Source organism: Pseudomonas kielensis (assembly GCF_014236655.1).
In the GTDB taxonomy this organism is placed as follows: Bacteria; Pseudomonadota; Gammaproteobacteria; order Pseudomonadales; family Pseudomonadaceae; genus Aquipseudomonas; species Aquipseudomonas kielensis.
In genome coordinates, this window is sequence record NZ_JACMYG010000023.1 from 85,817 (window position 1) to 100,710 (window position 14,894).

16 protein-coding genes are annotated in these 14,894 nt (G+C 61.6%); 10 read left to right on the top strand and 6 right to left on the bottom strand.

Annotated features, from left to right (window positions below; translation table 11 throughout):
- Positions 1 to 71: 71 nt before the first annotated feature.
- The 3 genes from H7995_RS19970 to H7995_RS19980 form a co-directional block, all read right to left on the bottom strand.
- Positions 72 to 629: a Smr/MutS family protein gene (locus tag H7995_RS19970; protein ID WP_166591624.1), complete on the bottom strand. Its 558-nt coding sequence runs from the start codon at positions 627 to 629 to the stop codon at positions 72 to 74.
- Positions 630 to 704: 75 nt separating this feature from the next.
- Positions 705 to 1,025 carry a hypothetical protein gene (locus H7995_RS19975; RefSeq protein WP_166591623.1) on the bottom strand — a complete coding sequence of 107 codons (321 nt, stop codon included), beginning with the start codon at positions 1,023 to 1,025 and terminating at the stop codon, positions 705 to 707.
- 131 nt (positions 1,026 to 1,156) lie between these two features.
- Positions 1,157 to 1,747, bottom strand: a complete 591-nt coding sequence (locus H7995_RS19980; protein ID WP_166591622.1) for a cysteine hydrolase family protein — start codon at positions 1,745 to 1,747, stop codon at positions 1,157 to 1,159.
- A 239-nt stretch (positions 1,748 to 1,986) separates the two neighbouring features.
- Here H7995_RS19980 and prmB point away from each other — a divergent pair, with 239 nt between their 5' ends.
- On the top strand, positions 1,987 to 2,895 hold the full coding sequence (gene prmB / locus H7995_RS19985) for a 50S ribosomal protein L3 N(5)-glutamine methyltransferase (RefSeq protein WP_166591621.1): 909 nt from the start codon (positions 1,987 to 1,989) through the stop codon (positions 2,893 to 2,895).
- Between the two features lie 82 nt (positions 2,896 to 2,977).
- On the opposite strand, the gene H7995_RS19990 is transcribed toward prmB, so the two are convergent.
- Together H7995_RS19990 and H7995_RS19995 are read right to left on the bottom strand one after the other, a co-directional pair.
- The gene (locus tag H7995_RS19990) at positions 2,978 to 3,769 is read right to left on the bottom strand and encodes a hypothetical protein (protein ID WP_185818766.1); all 792 of its coding nucleotides are present in this window, start codon (positions 3,767 to 3,769) and stop codon (positions 2,978 to 2,980) included.
- Positions 3,770 to 3,866: 97 nt separating this feature from the next.
- A complete protein-coding gene (locus H7995_RS19995; protein ID WP_182341668.1) occupies positions 3,867 to 4,877 on the bottom strand; it encodes an alpha/beta hydrolase in 1,011 nt (336 codons plus the stop codon).
- Between the two features lie 79 nt (positions 4,878 to 4,956).
- Between H7995_RS19995 and aroC the strand changes: the two genes are divergently transcribed.
- The 4 genes from aroC to H7995_RS20015 all read left to right on the top strand — a co-directional run bounded on the left by aroC (position 4,957) and on the right by H7995_RS20015 (position 8,272).
- Positions 4,957 to 6,048, top strand: coding sequence for a chorismate synthase (gene aroC / locus H7995_RS20000; RefSeq protein WP_166591618.1), 1,092 nt, complete (start codon positions 4,957 to 4,959; stop codon positions 6,046 to 6,048).
- A 28-nt stretch (positions 6,049 to 6,076) separates the two neighbouring features.
- Complete coding sequence (locus H7995_RS20005) at positions 6,077 to 7,231, top strand: MFS transporter (RefSeq protein ID WP_166591617.1); 1,155 nt, start codon at positions 6,077 to 6,079, stop codon at positions 7,229 to 7,231.
- The gene (locus H7995_RS20010; RefSeq protein ID WP_166591616.1) at positions 7,228 to 7,773 is read left to right on the top strand and encodes an acireductone dioxygenase; all 546 of its coding nucleotides are present in this window, start codon (positions 7,228 to 7,230) and stop codon (positions 7,771 to 7,773) included. Before H7995_RS20005 ends, H7995_RS20010 begins: the two co-directional genes overlap by 4 nt.
- Positions 7,774 to 8,005: 232 nt before the next feature.
- On the top strand, positions 8,006 to 8,272 hold the full coding sequence (locus H7995_RS20015; protein ID WP_166591615.1) for a helix-turn-helix domain-containing protein: 267 nt from the start codon (positions 8,006 to 8,008) through the stop codon (positions 8,270 to 8,272).
- 63 nt (positions 8,273 to 8,335) lie between these two features.
- Here the strand turns inward: H7995_RS20015 and H7995_RS20020 are convergent, their stop codons facing one another.
- Positions 8,336 to 8,614 (bottom strand): DUF3509 domain-containing protein, encoded by a 279-nt coding sequence (locus H7995_RS20020; RefSeq protein ID WP_095167968.1) that lies wholly within the window; start codon positions 8,612 to 8,614, stop codon positions 8,336 to 8,338.
- 407 nt (positions 8,615 to 9,021) lie between these two features.
- Here H7995_RS20020 and H7995_RS20025 point away from each other — a divergent pair, with 407 nt between their 5' ends.
- The 5 genes from H7995_RS20025 to H7995_RS20045 all read left to right on the top strand — a co-directional run bounded on the left by H7995_RS20025 (position 9,022) and on the right by H7995_RS20045 (position 14,860).
- On the top strand, positions 9,022 to 10,860 hold the full coding sequence (locus H7995_RS20025; RefSeq protein WP_166591614.1) for a long-chain-acyl-CoA synthetase: 1,839 nt from the start codon (positions 9,022 to 9,024) through the stop codon (positions 10,858 to 10,860).
- Between the two features lie 97 nt (positions 10,861 to 10,957).
- On the top strand, positions 10,958 to 11,476 hold the full coding sequence (locus H7995_RS20030; RefSeq protein ID WP_166593169.1) for an ankyrin repeat domain-containing protein: 519 nt from the start codon (positions 10,958 to 10,960) through the stop codon (positions 11,474 to 11,476).
- Between the two features lie 91 nt (positions 11,477 to 11,567).
- Positions 11,568 to 12,098, top strand: a complete 531-nt coding sequence (locus tag H7995_RS20035) for a hypothetical protein (RefSeq protein ID WP_095167974.1) — start codon at positions 11,568 to 11,570, stop codon at positions 12,096 to 12,098.
- Positions 12,099 to 12,174: 76 nt separating this feature from the next.
- Positions 12,175 to 12,366: a PLDc N-terminal domain-containing protein gene (locus H7995_RS20040; protein ID WP_095167976.1), complete on the top strand. Its 192-nt coding sequence runs from the start codon at positions 12,175 to 12,177 to the stop codon at positions 12,364 to 12,366.
- A 400-nt stretch (positions 12,367 to 12,766) separates the two neighbouring features.
- Positions 12,767 to 14,860 carry an LTA synthase family protein gene (locus H7995_RS20045; protein ID WP_166593170.1) on the top strand — a complete coding sequence of 698 codons (2,094 nt, stop codon included), beginning with the start codon at positions 12,767 to 12,769 and terminating at the stop codon, positions 14,858 to 14,860.
- The last annotated feature ends 34 nt before the right edge of the window (positions 14,861 to 14,894 follow it).

A 14,894-nucleotide genomic window follows, 5' to 3' on the forward strand; every position in this document is an offset into this window, starting at 1 on the left:
ACCTGTGGGATTTTACGCAAAGGGCAAGGGTACGGTGGCGGACACGGCGCTGCAAGCGTGATGCATCAGCTTTACTCGTCGCGGCCTTCCATCATGGTTCGTTTGAGCATCACATACACCGCACCGGCGCCGCCGTGCCTGGCCTGGCAGGAGGTGAAGCCCAGGACCTGTGAATGCTGGCGCAGCCAGGTGTTGACGTGGCTTTTGATCATCGGGCGCTTGCCGTCCAGGCGCACGGCCTTGCCGTGGGTCACGCGCACGCAGCGGATTTCGAATTTTGTTGCTTCGGCGAGAAATGCCCAGAGCGTCTCGCGGGCCTTTTCCACGTTCATGCCGTGCAGGTCGAGGCTGCCTTCGAACGGGATCTGCCCGATCTTGAGCTTGCGCATCTGGCTTTCCTGGACCCCGTCACGTGCCCACATCAACTCGTCTTCCGGGCCGACATCGATCACGAACTGGTCGGACAGGCCGTCCACAGCCGCCACGTCGGTACGGATGGTCGCTGCCTGGCGCAGCTTGGCAATCTGCGCGCGGTCAGCCTTGGGCTTGCCGGTTTCGGCGCGGTCGTGCTTGATCGGCTTGACGCCTTGGATCGCACTTTTGAACAGGGAAAAATCGTCGTCTTGCATGTCAGCCTCCGCGAAGGGCGGCCAGTTTACCCAAGTCGAGGTGAATCGGGCGCGGCAAAACGCGTCGCGCGCGACTCAGTCATGCTTTTTCATCAAATGCGGGGCCATGTTCAGCTCGCGAGGTTGACGCATGCGGCGACGGCAGCGACGCCAGAACGCGACCCCCAGGTAGAGTACTAACAGGCCAATCGCCAGAATGATCGTCGAGCCCAGCGGGCTGGCGTTCAGTTCGCCCAGCGCGGGCGGACGGCCCAGCAGGCTGGCAGCACCGGCCATTGCCAGCAGCACACCGAGGGTGGCGAGCAGGGCGGCGAATGCAGCGCCGAAACGATAACGCCAGTTGCGTGGTCCTTTGGGGCGCAAGCGGCGAGCGTCAAATCCATCGGATATCTTCATTCCGACCTTCCTCAATGGGTATCGGCCCTTCGACCGGGAGTTGACCGGGTTGTTCCTGAGGCTAAGGCAATTATAGGAAATGAGAGTCTTTTGCGGATGAGCGGCGATAGTCGCCGCTCATCGGCGGGCGATCAGATCAGGTCCCGGGTCTGGGCGAGGGTGGCGAAGTTGTCGGCCATGATCGCCATTTCGGTCTGCTGGACATGCTCGGCAGTGAGCACGCCGCCTTTGTAGGGCAGGTCCCGGGTGGCGCAGGCGTCTTCGACCAGGGTGCAGCGAAAGCCCAGGTTCTTGGCGGCACGCACGGTGGTGCTGACGCTGGAGTGACTCATGAAGCCGCAGACGATCAGGTCCAGGGAGCCAAGGTCCTGCAGGCGTTTTTCCAGGGGCGTGCCGTGGAATGCGCTGGGCAGCAGTTTACCGATGATGGTTTCGTCGCTCAGGGGTTCGAGGCCGGGAATGAACTCACCGCGCTCGCCCTGGGGGTCGAACAGGCCGCCGACGGTGCCCAGGTGATGCACATGGACGATCGGCCGCCCCGCGGCCCGGGCCGCTGTGAGCAATTGCTGGATGTTGGCCACAGCCTCGGCCATGCCGGTCAGAGCCAGCGGGCCGCTGAGGTATTCTTTTTGTGCATCGATGATCACCAGTGTCGCGTGGGCCAGATTGGCTGGCGCGTAACCACGACCGCTGAGTTGAAACATCGTCTTTGGAACGGACATTCTGGGGCTCCTTCGAGTGGGGCTTTTGCGACATTGTCCTCTGGCTGAGCGCTTCTGTGAATCGCTACCATCGTAGGCACCGTCGTTGCTGGGCTGCAGCCTGTCAAGAGCTGACCGGATGTTCAACCAAAAGCTGAAAAAGCGGATAAATCCTACATTCGTCCGGGGTTTTTTTCATTGATCGTCGGGGCAGGTTAAGGCTGTTAGAATCCCCGGTCGTTTTTTCAGGAGTTTACCCCGTGATCACTTCCCGTCTGCGCACCTTGCGCGACCACATTCGTTGGGCAGTCAGCCGTTTTCATGGGGAGGATCTGTTTTTCGGCCATGGGACCGACAACGCCTGGGATGAAGCCCGTCAACTGGTGCTGGGGGCGTTGCACCTGCCGTGGGAAATTGCCGACAGCTACCTGGACTGCGCGCTCGAAGACGACGAACTGGTCAACCTGCAGCGGTTGCTCAAGCGTCGTATCGAAGACCGCATCCCCACCGCCTACCTGCTGGGCGAGGCCTGGTTCTGCGGCATGTCGTTCATCGTCGATGAGCGCGTGTTGATCCCGCGTTCACCGATTGGCGAACTGATCGAAAAACGCTTCGCCCCCTGGCTGGACAGCGAGCCGGCGCGCATTCTCGACCTGTGCACGGGCTCCGGTTGCATCGGTATCGCCTGTGCCTATGAGTTCCAGGACGCTGAAGTGGTGCTGGCGGACTTGTCGTTCGAAGCCCTTGAGGTGGCCAACCAGAACATCGAGCGACATGGCGTCGATGAGCGGGTGTACACGGTCCAGGGCGATGGCTTCGACGGGTTGCCTGGTCAGCGTTTCGATCTGATCGTGTCCAATCCACCTTACGTGGATGCTGAAGACTTTGCCGATATGCCGGACGAGTTCCAGCACGAGCCGGAACTGGGCCTGGCCTGTGGCGAAGACGGTCTGAACCTGGTGCGGCGCATGCTGGCGCAGGCGGCCGATCACCTGAACGAGAAAGGCTTGCTGATTGTCGAGGTGGGCAACAGCCAGGTACACGTCGAGGCGCTGTACCCGGAAGTCGATTTCGCCTGGCTGGAGTTCGAGCGCGGCGGCCACGGTGTGTTCATGCTCAGTGCCGAGCAATGCCGTGAGCACCAGGCGCTGTTTGCCTCGCGGACCTGACCCGTTCCCAGGTATCGGTCCGATTCCTGTAGGAGCAAGCCTTGCTCCTACAGACCGGCGCCGACAAGTGACATTCCGGTACTCAGCGGTGCGTCGCAATCCAGATCAGCAAACCGGCCTGGAACACTGAAAACGCCACCAGGCAAGTAATGGTGAAGCGCAGTCCGGTTTCTTCGCGTTTGAATTTGCTGACGGTTTCTTCCTGTTTCTGCAGTTTGACTTCCTGTTCGGCCAGATTCTGCTCGGCCTGCTGCAACATCTGCGCGGCTTCGAGGATTTCCACGAACTGCAGCTTCTCGGTGTTCCAGTCGCCCAGCAGGTCTGCGACCTTGCCGGCCTTGACGCTGCCTTTCAAATGCTGGGCGTCGGCGTAGACCACGTCAAAACCATGTACACGCAAAAAGTGGTCGCGGCGCAGGCGGGTGTCTTCGACCAGGGCATCCTTGTTGCTCAGATCCATGGCATCAAAGCTGTAGCTCGCCCACTTTTTCTTCGCCCAGGTAATGCCCTGGGCCGCTAGAAAGCGCCCGATGCCACGGTTCATCGGTTCTATCTGTACACCGCTGTCGGGGCCGAAGTGCACGCGACGCTGTTCGTGGTCAACCCAGACGTCCAGGTGGTTCTGCTCCTTGCGCACCCGCTGGCCCGGGAGCGTGATGCTCATGCGCAACAGGCTGCGCTCCTTGTTGTTGCGCTCGGCATAGCCGAACTCGACAAAGCGCAGCGGCCGTCCCCCGGTGCTGCGGTCGGTTTTCAGTGGCGCCAGGCGCAGCATCCGCCGGTGCTCGGCCTCCACATCCGCCCACGGCAGTTCCGCCGCTTCCGGGGTTGTGGTGTCGGGCGTGGTGTCGGGTGATTTATGGGTATCAGTCATAACGGCGAGATCCTGTCCAAGCTGCGTGTCGACAGACAATGGGCTGTCGACATTGGCTTATCGGCCGATTTGCGCAGGACTGGAGGGTAAAACCGGGCTAACTTCGAGCAATGGCATCAATAAAGCCGAGGATCCGGGTGCCGAGTTCTGCCGCCAGTGGCAGTTGCGGATCCTTGTAGGACGCCACCTGGCGCTTGATGTCGTTGGGCACGATGCGCATCACGTGGTTCATGCCCTCGATCACGGCCAACTGGGCGTCGGGCTTGGCAGCCTTGAGCATTTGCGCGTCCCCGACACCGACCTGCATGTCGTTGCTGCCCTGGACGATCAGCGCGGGGATTTTCACGCGGGCGAAAGCGGCGGCCGGGTCCTGGCGGAACAGGCTGATCAGGTAAGGCTGAACACTGGGGCGGAAGATCACTTGCAGCGCAGGGGGCACATCGGTGTCCACTTGGCCGGCCTTGAGGCTGTCCAGCAGTTCATTGCTGCGCAGCAGCAACTGGGGCGGCAGGCGATGGCTCAGTTGTTGGCGCAGCACCTGGTCCACGGGGCGGGCGCTGCCGGACAGGGAAATCAGGCCGGCGGCGTCCACCTGGGGGGCGGCGAGGGTGGCCACCAATGCCCCTTCGCTGTGCCCCAGCAGAATCAGTGGCCCCAGGCGCGGGTCGCTCTTGAGTTGCTTGCCCCAGGCCACGGCGTCGGCCACATAGGCCTCCAGGGTCAGGTTGCGCTCGTCCGGGGTGGCCGCCAGGCTCGCCGCCACGCCGCGCTTGTCATAGCGCACGCTGGCGATATTGTGTTTGGCCAGCACCCAGGCCAGGCGCTTGAGGCTATCGTTGTTGCCGCCCTCGGGGTTATTGCCGTTGCGGTCGGTGGGGCCTGAACCGGAAATGATCAGGACCACCGGTACCGGGGTGTCGGACTTGGGCAGCAGCATCGAGCCAAACAGCTCGCCGCTGCCGGTATCCAGGCTGACCGGGCGTTGCAGGACCGTGGCCTGCGCGAAGTTGCACAACAGACCGGTCATCAGGGTAAGGCTCAAGGCTATAACTCGCAGCATCATCACGCCATCATTCACAAGGTGTCGGTTGGACTCGCAGACACCCATAAGGTTCGAGGATGAACTACGGAGTGAGCCTGCGTATACTGGCGCGCACTTAGTTCAGCGATTTCACGGAGCGCCCTGCATGTCCGGCAATACCTACGGCAAGCTGTTCACTGTCACCACCGCGGGCGAAAGCCATGGTCCGGCGTTGGTCGCCATTGTCGACGGCTGCCCGCCGGGTCTTGAGTTGTCCCTGGACGACCTGCAGCGCGATCTCGACCGACGCAAGCCAGGCACCAGCCGCCACACCACCCAGCGCCAGGAAGCCGACGAGGTGGAAATCCTCTCCGGCGTGTTCGAAGGCCGTACCACTGGCTGTGCCATTGGCCTGCTGATCCGCAATACCGACCAGAAGTCCAAGGACTACTCGGCGATCAAGGATCTGTTCCGCCCGGCCCACGCCGACTACACCTACCACCACAAATACGGCGAACGCGATTACCGCGGCGGCGGTCGCAGTTCCGCGCGCGAAACCGCCATGCGCGTGGCGGCCGGGGCGATTGCGAAAAAGTACCTGGCCACCCAGGGCATCGTGATTCGCGGCTACATGAGCCAGTTGGGCCCGATCGAAATCCCGTTCAAGAGCTGGGAGTCGGTGGAGCAGAACGCGTTCTTCAGCGCCGACCCGGACAAGGTGCCGGAGCTCGAGGCCTACATGGATCAGCTGCGCCGTGACCAGGATTCGGTCGGCGCCAAGATCACCGTGGTCGCCGAAGGCGTGAAGCCGGGCCTGGGTGAGCCGATCTTCGACCGCCTCGATGCCGAGCTGGCCCATGCGCTGATGAGCATCAACGCGGTCAAGGGCGTGGAAATCGGCGCCGGGTTCGCCAGTGTCGCCCAGCGCGGTACCGAACACCGCGACGAGCTGACCCCACAAGGTTTCCTCAGCAACAACGCTGGCGGCATCCTCGGGGGCATTTCTTCCGGCCAGCCGATCGTCGCCCACCTGGCGCTCAAGCCAACGTCGAGCATCACCACCCCGGGCCGTTCGATCGATGTCCACGGCAACCCGGTGGACGTGATCACCAAGGGCCGCCACGACCCGTGCGTCGGCATCCGTGCCACGCCGATTGCCGAAGCGATGATGGCCATTGTGTTGATGGACCATCTGCTGCGCCATCGCGGGCAAAACGCCGACGTGCGCGTCAGTACCCCGGTGTTGGGCCAGCTGTGAAGCCCGGCCCTGACGTCGCCGCGGTCTGATGGCCGTGGCGGCGCTCCCGTACTGGCGGCTTTCCAGCTTTTATCTGTTCTATTTCGCCTTGCTCGGTTCGACAGCGCCTTTCCTGGCGCTGTACTTCGACCACCTGGGGTTTTCGCCTGCGCGCATCGGCGAACTGGTGGCGATTCCCATGCTGATGCGCTGCGTCGCGCCCAATATCTGGGGCTGGCTGGGTGACTACACGGGCCGGCGGCTGGCCATCGTGCGTTTTGGCGCGGTCTGTACGCTGCTGACGTTCTGCCTGATCTTCGTCAGCAAAAGCTACGCCTGGCTGGCCATGGTCATGGCCCTGCACGCTTTTTTCTGGCACGCCGTGCTGCCCCAGTTCGAAGTGATCACCCTCGCGCACCTGCAAGGCCAGGCGTCGCGCTACAGCCAGATCCGCTTGTGGGGTTCGATTGGCTTCATTATCGCGGTGGTTGCACTGGGGCGGCTGTTCGAATGGTTGAGCCTGGACATCTACCCGGTAACCCTGGTGGTGATCATGGCCGGGATCATCATCAGCAGCCTGTGGGTGCCCAACGCCCAGCCAGCGCCTGGCAGCCGGCTGGCGGGGGAGGGCTTCGTCAAGCAATTGCGCAGCCCGGGGGTACTGGCATTTTATGCCTGCGTGGGCCTGATGCAGCTCAGCCACGGGCCGTACTACACCTTCCTGACCCTGCACCTGGAACGCCTGGGCTACAGCCGTGGAGTGATCGGCATGCTCTGGGCCGTGGGCGTGGTCGCCGAAGTCTTGATGTTCCTGTTCATGAGCCGGATCCTGGCGCGGTTTTCGGTGCGCCGGGTGCTGCTGGCCAGCTTCCTGCTGGCCGCGTTGCGCTGGCTGCTGCTGGGCTCGTTCGCCGAGTTTCTCTGGGTGCTGCTGTTCGCGCAGGTCCTGCACGCGGCCACGTTTGGCAGTTTTCACGCCGCGGCCATTCATTTTGTCCAGCGCAGTTTCGGCCCGCGCCAGCAGGGTCAGGGCCAGGCGCTCTACGCGGCACTGGCCGGTACCGGGGGCGCGCTGGGGGCGTTGTACGCCGGCTACAGCTGGAATGCCCTGGGTGCCACCTTCACCTTTAGTATTGCAAGCCTCGCCGCGCTGGCTGCAGCCGTTATCATTGCCTCACGCATGCAAGAGGAGTTGCCGAAATGAGCAGCCTGTCGGTTTACCACGTTTCAAGCCCGGACCTGCCGAACAAGGTCCTGACCCACTTCGACGACATCACCGCGACCCTGGCAGAACAGGGGGTCAGGTTCGACCGTTGGCAAGCGACGGCGAAGCTGCAACCGGGCGCCAGCGATGAAGAGTTGGTGGCCGCCTATCAAGGGCCGATCGACCAGTTGATGACCGCGCGCGGTTACCTGGGGGTGCAAGTCACCAGTGTCAGCAGCGAACAGTCACCCCACGCCGAACCCCATGCCGGGCTTTTCGAAGAACAGCACTTTGACGAGGACCTGGTACGGTTCTTTGTCGCCGGACGCGGCCAGTTCAATCTGCACATCGACGATTATGTGTACGCCGTACTCTGCGAGAAAAACGACCTGATCCTGGTGCCTGCCGGTACCCGGCACTGGTTCGATGGGGGCGAGCGACCGCACTTCGTGGCCATCGGCCTGTTCAGCAATGCCCTGGAACCACGGGCCCGCATCACCCCAGGTGGCATCGCCGGGCACTTCCCACGGCTGGAAGATTAAACAGCCGACCGGATGCGCTACAGGCGATTAAACGCTGGCGCAGTGCGCCATCCGGGCCTTCCTTGCACTGTGCGTAGGACGTTGCCTATTGCTGAGTCAGTGAAGACTGATTCAGCGTTGATGCGCTTGTTTAATCCGCCCTCTATGTAACTCTTTCTTTCTGACACCCAACCACTGGCCCGGACGATCGCCGTCCGAGCGCAGGGCATGGACGATCACCAGGAGAAAGGTAATGGACAGTGCAACGGGCGACGCCGGGCCGGGGAGCAAGCCAGTCAAGCGCCGGCGTCCGGATCGGGCAGGCAAGCCGCTGAGCGAGAAGGAGTTGGAGATCCTGCACTGGGCCAAGCGCGGCAAGACCGTGTGGGAAATCAGTGTGATCCGCTCGATTTCCCAGGCCACGGTGAAATATCACCTGGCCAATATCTACGCCAAGCTGCAGGTCAGCAATCGTGCGCAAGCGGTGGGGGAGGCGGCCAAACGCGGCATGTTGCGCTGAAAAAAAGGGCCACCTGACGGTGTGTCAGGTGGCCCAGGGATGTCTGGCAACGAACCCGCTCGATCACATTGAGTGATAGGTCGGCAGGGCAAAGCGTTGTTGGCTCTGCAGCATGGAAATTTGTGGCAACTCGCTGGCCTGTTCCGCCAGGTCGCGACGAATTGCGCTGATCACCCAGGACAGTTGATCGCCAGCATGCAATTGGGCGTAGGAAATCGAGCGCTTGAAGACTTTGCCTTCGCTGCTGCGCAAGGTCAGCAGAATGCCGCCATCCGGGCGTGCCTGGGTGGTGACGTCGAAGTTGGAGAACAAGGAAGTGAATTTTTCTTGGATCAGGCTCATGTCTATCAGCTCCGTGTGCACATGAATGGCAAGCATGGAGGGGTAGTTGCAGCGTTTGTGCCAGTATTGTTTTTTTAAAAATTCCTTATAAATCAAGCGTATACGATAAAGTGAATTTTTCGGATTCGTGCATTCTGCATGAATGGCCATCGTGCATCCTGCATTTTGCGAGAGTGTGCCGCCGTGGTCGGGCGCGCTGGGCGGCCGCGGCAGTGGGCGAGGGCCGGATACAAAACATTTCAAAAACCGCGTGTACAGCGACAGAACCCCTGGCGTACTTTTTTGCCGTTAAGCAGAGGTTTTCCGTTGTGTCTCATACAGGGATGAAGTTGCCCGAACACCTCGATTGCATGTTCGCCCGACAATAACAATACCGGCCCGCCGCAGAGGGCCGAACGGGAGCAACCATGAGCAGCACGCACCACGACACGATTACCTGGAGCATGATGCTCCGTAAGTTGCCGTCGATCATCAAAGCCCTGCCCCGGGTGGCCAAGGGCCTCAAGCTGGCCAATGTCAAACAGCCGGACCAGCCTTGTGGCCTGGCGTTCACCTTCGAACAGGCGACAGTTCGTAACCCTGATGGCCCCGCCTTGCTGCACGGCAGCGTGTCGTTGACTTATGCACAGGTCAACCAGTGGGCCAACCGTATCGCTCATCACCTGTTGGCCCAGGGCATCGGCAAGGGCGACGTGGTCGGGGTGTTCATCGAGAACCGTCCGGAACTGCTGGTGACGGTGCTGGCGGTGGCCAAGGTCGGCGCCATCAGCGCCATGCTCAATACTTCGCAAACCCAGCAAGCGCTGTTGCACAGTGTCAACCTGGTGAAGCCGGCGGCCATCGTCGTCGGCGGGGAGTTGGTCCAGGCCTATTCAGCGATTCGCCAGCAGGTGGCCATCGACGAAACCCGCACCTGGTGGGTGGCCGACCAGGATTGCTCGCGGCAAAGCGGTGAGGCGCCAGAGGGCTTGCGCAACCTGATGGCCGAGTGTGTCGATTGCGCCAGTGACAACCCGCCCAGCAGCCAGCAGGTGTTTCTCGACGACCCGTGCTTTTACATCTATACCTCCGGCACCACGGGGTTGCCGAAGGCCGGGGTCTTCAAGCACGGGCGCTGGATGCGCAGCAGCGCCAGCTTCGGCATGATCGCCCTGGATATGAGCCCGGACGACGTCGTCTATTGCACCTTGCCGCTGTACCACGCCACGGGGCTGTGTGTGTGCTGGGGCTCAGCCATCTGCGGTGCCTCGGGGTTCGCCATCAGACGCAAGTTCAGCGCCAGCCAGTTCTGGAACGATGTGCGCAAGTACCAGGCCACGACCATCGGTTACGTGGGCGAGTTGTGCCGCTACCTGATCGACCAGCCGCCGGCCACCAACGACCGGGATCAAGCGGTCGTGAAGATGATTGGCAACGGTTTGCGTCCCGGCGTGTGGAGCGAGTTCAAGGAGCGTTTTGCGGTCAACCATATCTGTGAGCTGTACGCCGCCAGTGACGGCAACATAGGTTTCAGCAACATCCTCAACTTCGACAACACCATCGGTTTTTCGTTGATGTCCTGGGAACTGGTCGAGTACGCCCATGACAGTGGAGCGCCGCTACGCAACAGCGCCGGCTTCATGCAGAAAGTCGGCAAGGGCCGGCAAGGCCTGTTACTGGCGAAGATCGACGACAAGGCACCGCTGGACGGCTACACCGACCCGCAAAAGACCGAAAAAGTGGTGCTGCACGATGTGTTCGAAAAGGGTGACCGTTACTTCAATACCGGTGACTTGCTGCGCAATATCGGTTTTGGTCACGCCCAGTTCGTTGATCGGCTGGGCGACACCTATCGCTGGAAGGGCGAGAACGTCTCCACCACCGAGGTCGAGAACATCCTGCTGCAGCACCCGCATATCGCCGAGGCGGTGGCCTATGGCGTGGAGATCAGCAACACCAACGGGCGTGCCGGCATGGCGGCGATCACCCCGGCCGAATCCCTGGCGACCCTGGATTTCACTGAGCTGCTGAGTTTTGCCCGCGAGCAGATGCCGGCCTATGCGGTGCCGCTGTTCCTGCGGGTGAAAGTCAAAATGGAAACCACCGGGACCTTCAAGTACCAGAAGACCCGCCTCAAGGACGAAGCCTTCGACCCCGGCAAGACCGGCGACGATCCGATCTACGCCTGGCTGCCGGGTTCCGACACCTACGTGCAGATCACCGAGCAGGTACTGGCGGATATCCACGGCGGCAAGTTCCGTTATTGATTGTGGCTATGGTGGCGTGAGAGAAAAAAGGGGTGACAGGGGGCAGGCCGCTTGCGGACACTAGCGGCTTATCGATTGACCGAATGTGGAGTCACCAATGTCAGACCAACCCCGCCAGATGACCCCGGAAGAAGCCGCGGACTTTGCCGAGCAGGTTTTCAACAAGGCCCGTGAAGGCGATGCAGCCATGCTCGCGGCGCTGTTGAGCAAGGGCTTGCCGCCGAATCTGCGCAATCACAAGGGCGATACCCTGTTGATGCTGGCGGCTTACCACGGGCATGTCGATGCGGTGAAAGTGCTGCTGGAGCATAAGGCCGATCCGCAGATTCGCAACGACAACGGCCAAAGCCCGATTGCCGGGGCGGCGTTCAAGGGTGACCTGGCGGTGGTGACGGCACTGGTCGACGGCGGGGCGCAGATCGAAGGTTCGTCCTTTGATGGCCGGACCGCGTTGATGATGGCCGCGATGTTCAACCGCACAGCCATCGTCGACTACCTGATTGGCAAGGGCGCCGATCCCAAGGCCAAGGACGCCAATGGCATCACCGCGCTGGACGCGGCCAAGACCATGGGCGCGGCGGATACTACGGCGCAGTTGGAGAAGATCCTCGCTTGATAACGGGGTGGGGTCGCAAGCTTCGCTGAATAATTACCGGTAAATACGCTATCCTTCGCGGCCGAAAATCTCCCTCGCTACAGGATCTGCCATGAAAGCCGCACTCATCGAACTCATCAGTAAAATCAGCTCCGGCTGCATGAGCGACGCGCAAATCGTGCAGATCGCCGATGAGGCGGCGCAGGCGTACGCCGACCCCGAGGCCTTCCTGGCGGCCAACCCGGACATCAACTACGACGACACGTTCCCGATTGCGTTGGGTGAGTGGGTGGTGGTCGGCAGCCTGCCGGACACCGTGCTGTTCCAGGCCGACACTTACATGGACCTGTTCGAGCAGATCGTTGCCTCGTTCGGCCCCGGCGTGGCGTTCAACATCAAGCCCAAGCAACTGGCCAAGACCGAGGCGCTGACCGCGCTCAACCGGATCCAGATCCAGATGGGCAGCATGAACCCGGAGAACGGCGGTTACACGCTGCTCAACTTCAGCCAATTGCTCGACGATGAGATCCAGCTCGTGCTGGTGTACGGCAACGACGTGGCGCGGGTCCTGGAGTTGTGTGCCGAGGTCGGGATCAATGCGGCGCCGTCCCTGGAAGCACTGAAGGTAGCCGTGCACGTCTAACTCGCAGCAATAAAACGGAACCCTCCCGGGAGCCGGCTATCCTAAGGGGGGAATGCCTTCTATTGGGAGCAACACCATGGGTTCCACCTTTAACGGCCTGGTTGGCCTGATTATCCTGGCGCTGGATATCTGGGCGATCATCAACGTGCTCAAGAGCGGCGCGCAAACCGGGATGAAAATCGTCTGGATACTGCTGATCCTGCTGCTGCCGGTACTGGGCCTGATCATCTGGGCCATCGCCGGCCCCCGGGGCAACGTGCGCCTATAGCCCCCCTCAACGACCGTAGCAACTGTCGAGCAGCGCGAGGCGGCGTCAACGGCCGCAGGACGTTCATTCAACTTGGCACTACCGCCGAAGGCTGCGCAACCCAACGCAGCCTTCGGCAGCGGCTGCAGGACCAGGTTAGCTCGTAGTACCTATTTTGTGTTTCCAGATATGCTTTGCACGAAATTTTCACAACCGCTCCAAGACAATTCGCCCGCTTGATTTTCATCCCCGGCTCTCGTCCCGCCTGTGCTTGCGAGTAATCAATGGCAATGCCGTGGGTGATCGTGCAACATTTGTGCTCCGCGCAGGGTCCCGGCCATTTTCCGCAAGGCATGGCAATAAGAAGACCTGGGCGCCGCTACTTCTTGTAACTTCAACTTCCAATGGGTCCTAAAACGACATGGCAAACACGGACGCCCTGAATCAGCAGCGAGCTTCGAATCGCTTGCTGCAACCGACCGTCAAATCCCATCTGGCGTACACGCTACTCTGCGCCCTGGTCATGATGGTGATGCTCTCCCTGCTGCGCCTGGCGTTGCTGGTGTACAACCGGGAGATGATTCTTGACACACCGGCTTCGACGTTCCTCGAAGCTTTCGCCAATGGCCTGCGTTTCGACCTGCGTCTGGTGATCTACCTCAGCATCCCGCTGTTGCTGTCGCTGTTCAGCGTACGGGCGATGGCGGCCCGTGGCCTGTTCCGGTTGTGGCTGACGGTGGTCTCGAGCATCGCGCTGTTCCTCGGCCTGATGGAGATGGACTTCTACCGCGAGTTCCACCAGCGCCTCAACGGCCTGGTCTTCCAGTACGTGAAGGAAGACCCGAAGACCGTGATGAGCATGCTCTGGTACGGGTTCCCGGTGGTGCGCTACCTGCTGGCGTGGGTTGTCGGCACCTGGCTGCTGAGCCTGGCGTTCAAGGGTGCTGACCGTGCCACCCGTCCGCGCGGCCCGTTCAGCGGCGGCAACGTCGGCACCCGTCAGGTGGCGCCGTGGTACACCCGCACCGCGGTGTTCATGGTCTGCCTGCTGATCTGTGTCGCGGCGGCCCGTGGCACTCTGCGTCAGGGCCCGCCAATGCGCTGGGGCGACGTGTACACCACCGACTCCAACTTCGCCAACCAGTTGGGCCTCAACGGCACCCTGCAACTGGTCGCCGCGGCGAAAAGCCGTATGTCCGAAGACCGTGACAACATCTGGAAAGCCACCCTGCCGCAGCCTGAGGCGCAGCAGATCGTGCGCGACATGCTGGTAATGCCGGACGAGAAGCTGGTGGATGCCGACAGCGCTGCCGTGCGCCGGGATTTCCTGCCGCCTGCCGACAAGACCCTGCCGATCAAGAACGTCGTCGTGATCCTGATGGAAAGCATGGCCGGTCACTCGGTCGGTGCGCTGGGCGCGCCGGGCAACATCACGCCGTACCTGGACAAACTGTCCCAGGAAGGCCTGCTGTTCGACCGCTTCTTCTCCAACGGCACCCACACCCACCAAGGCATGTTCGCCACCATGGCGTGCTTCCCCAACCTGCCGGGCTTCGAATACCTGATGCAGACCCCGGAAGGCAGCCACAAGCTGTCGGGCCTGCCGCAGTTGCTCAGTGCGCGCAAGTTCGATGACGTGTATGTCTACAACGGTGACTTTGCCTGGGATAACCAGTCGGGCTTCTTCAGCAACCAGGGCATGACCAACTTTGTCGGCCGCAACGACTTCGTCAACCCAGTGTTCTCCGACCCGACCTGGGGCGTGTCCGACCAGGACATGTTCGACCGTGGCCTGGTGGAGCTCAAGGCGCGTGAAAACGGCAAGCCGTTCTATGCCTTGCTGCAAACCCTGTCCAACCACACCCCGTACGCCTTGCCGACCCCGTTGCCGGTGGAGCCGGTCACCGGTCGTGGCAGCCTCAACGAACACTTGACCGCCATGCGCTACTCCGACTGGGCGCTGGGGCAGTTCTTCGAGAAGGCCCGCAAGGAGCCGTACTTCAAGGAAACCCTGTTTGTCATCGTTGGCGACCATGGATTTGGCAACGAGCGCCAGATCACCGAAATGGACCTGGGCCGCTTCAACGTGCCGATGCTGATGATCGCGCCAGGTATCCAGGAGAAGTTCGGTACCCTGAACCACACCGTGGGGACTCAGGTCGACATCGTGCCGACCATCATGGGTCGCCTGGGTGGCGAAGTGCGTCACCAGTGCTGGGGGCGTGACCTGCTCAACCTGCCGCAGGGCGACACCGGCTTCGGTGTGATCAAACCTTCGGGTAGCGAGCAGACCACGGCGATCATCACCCAGGACCAGATCCTGGTGTTGCCGAAGGAGAAGGACATGGCGCCGAAAATGTACCAGTACCAACTGGGCGCCAATCCACGTGCCGAGATCGTGCCGGATGCCCCGGGCACCGCCGAGATGAAGCAGAAACTGGAAGCCTTCCTGCAGACGGCAACCAAAAGCCTGATCGATAACACCGCTGGTGTGGTCGACGGCACGCCGGAATAACACCTGGCGCAATAAAAAAGAGGCCCGTTCGGGC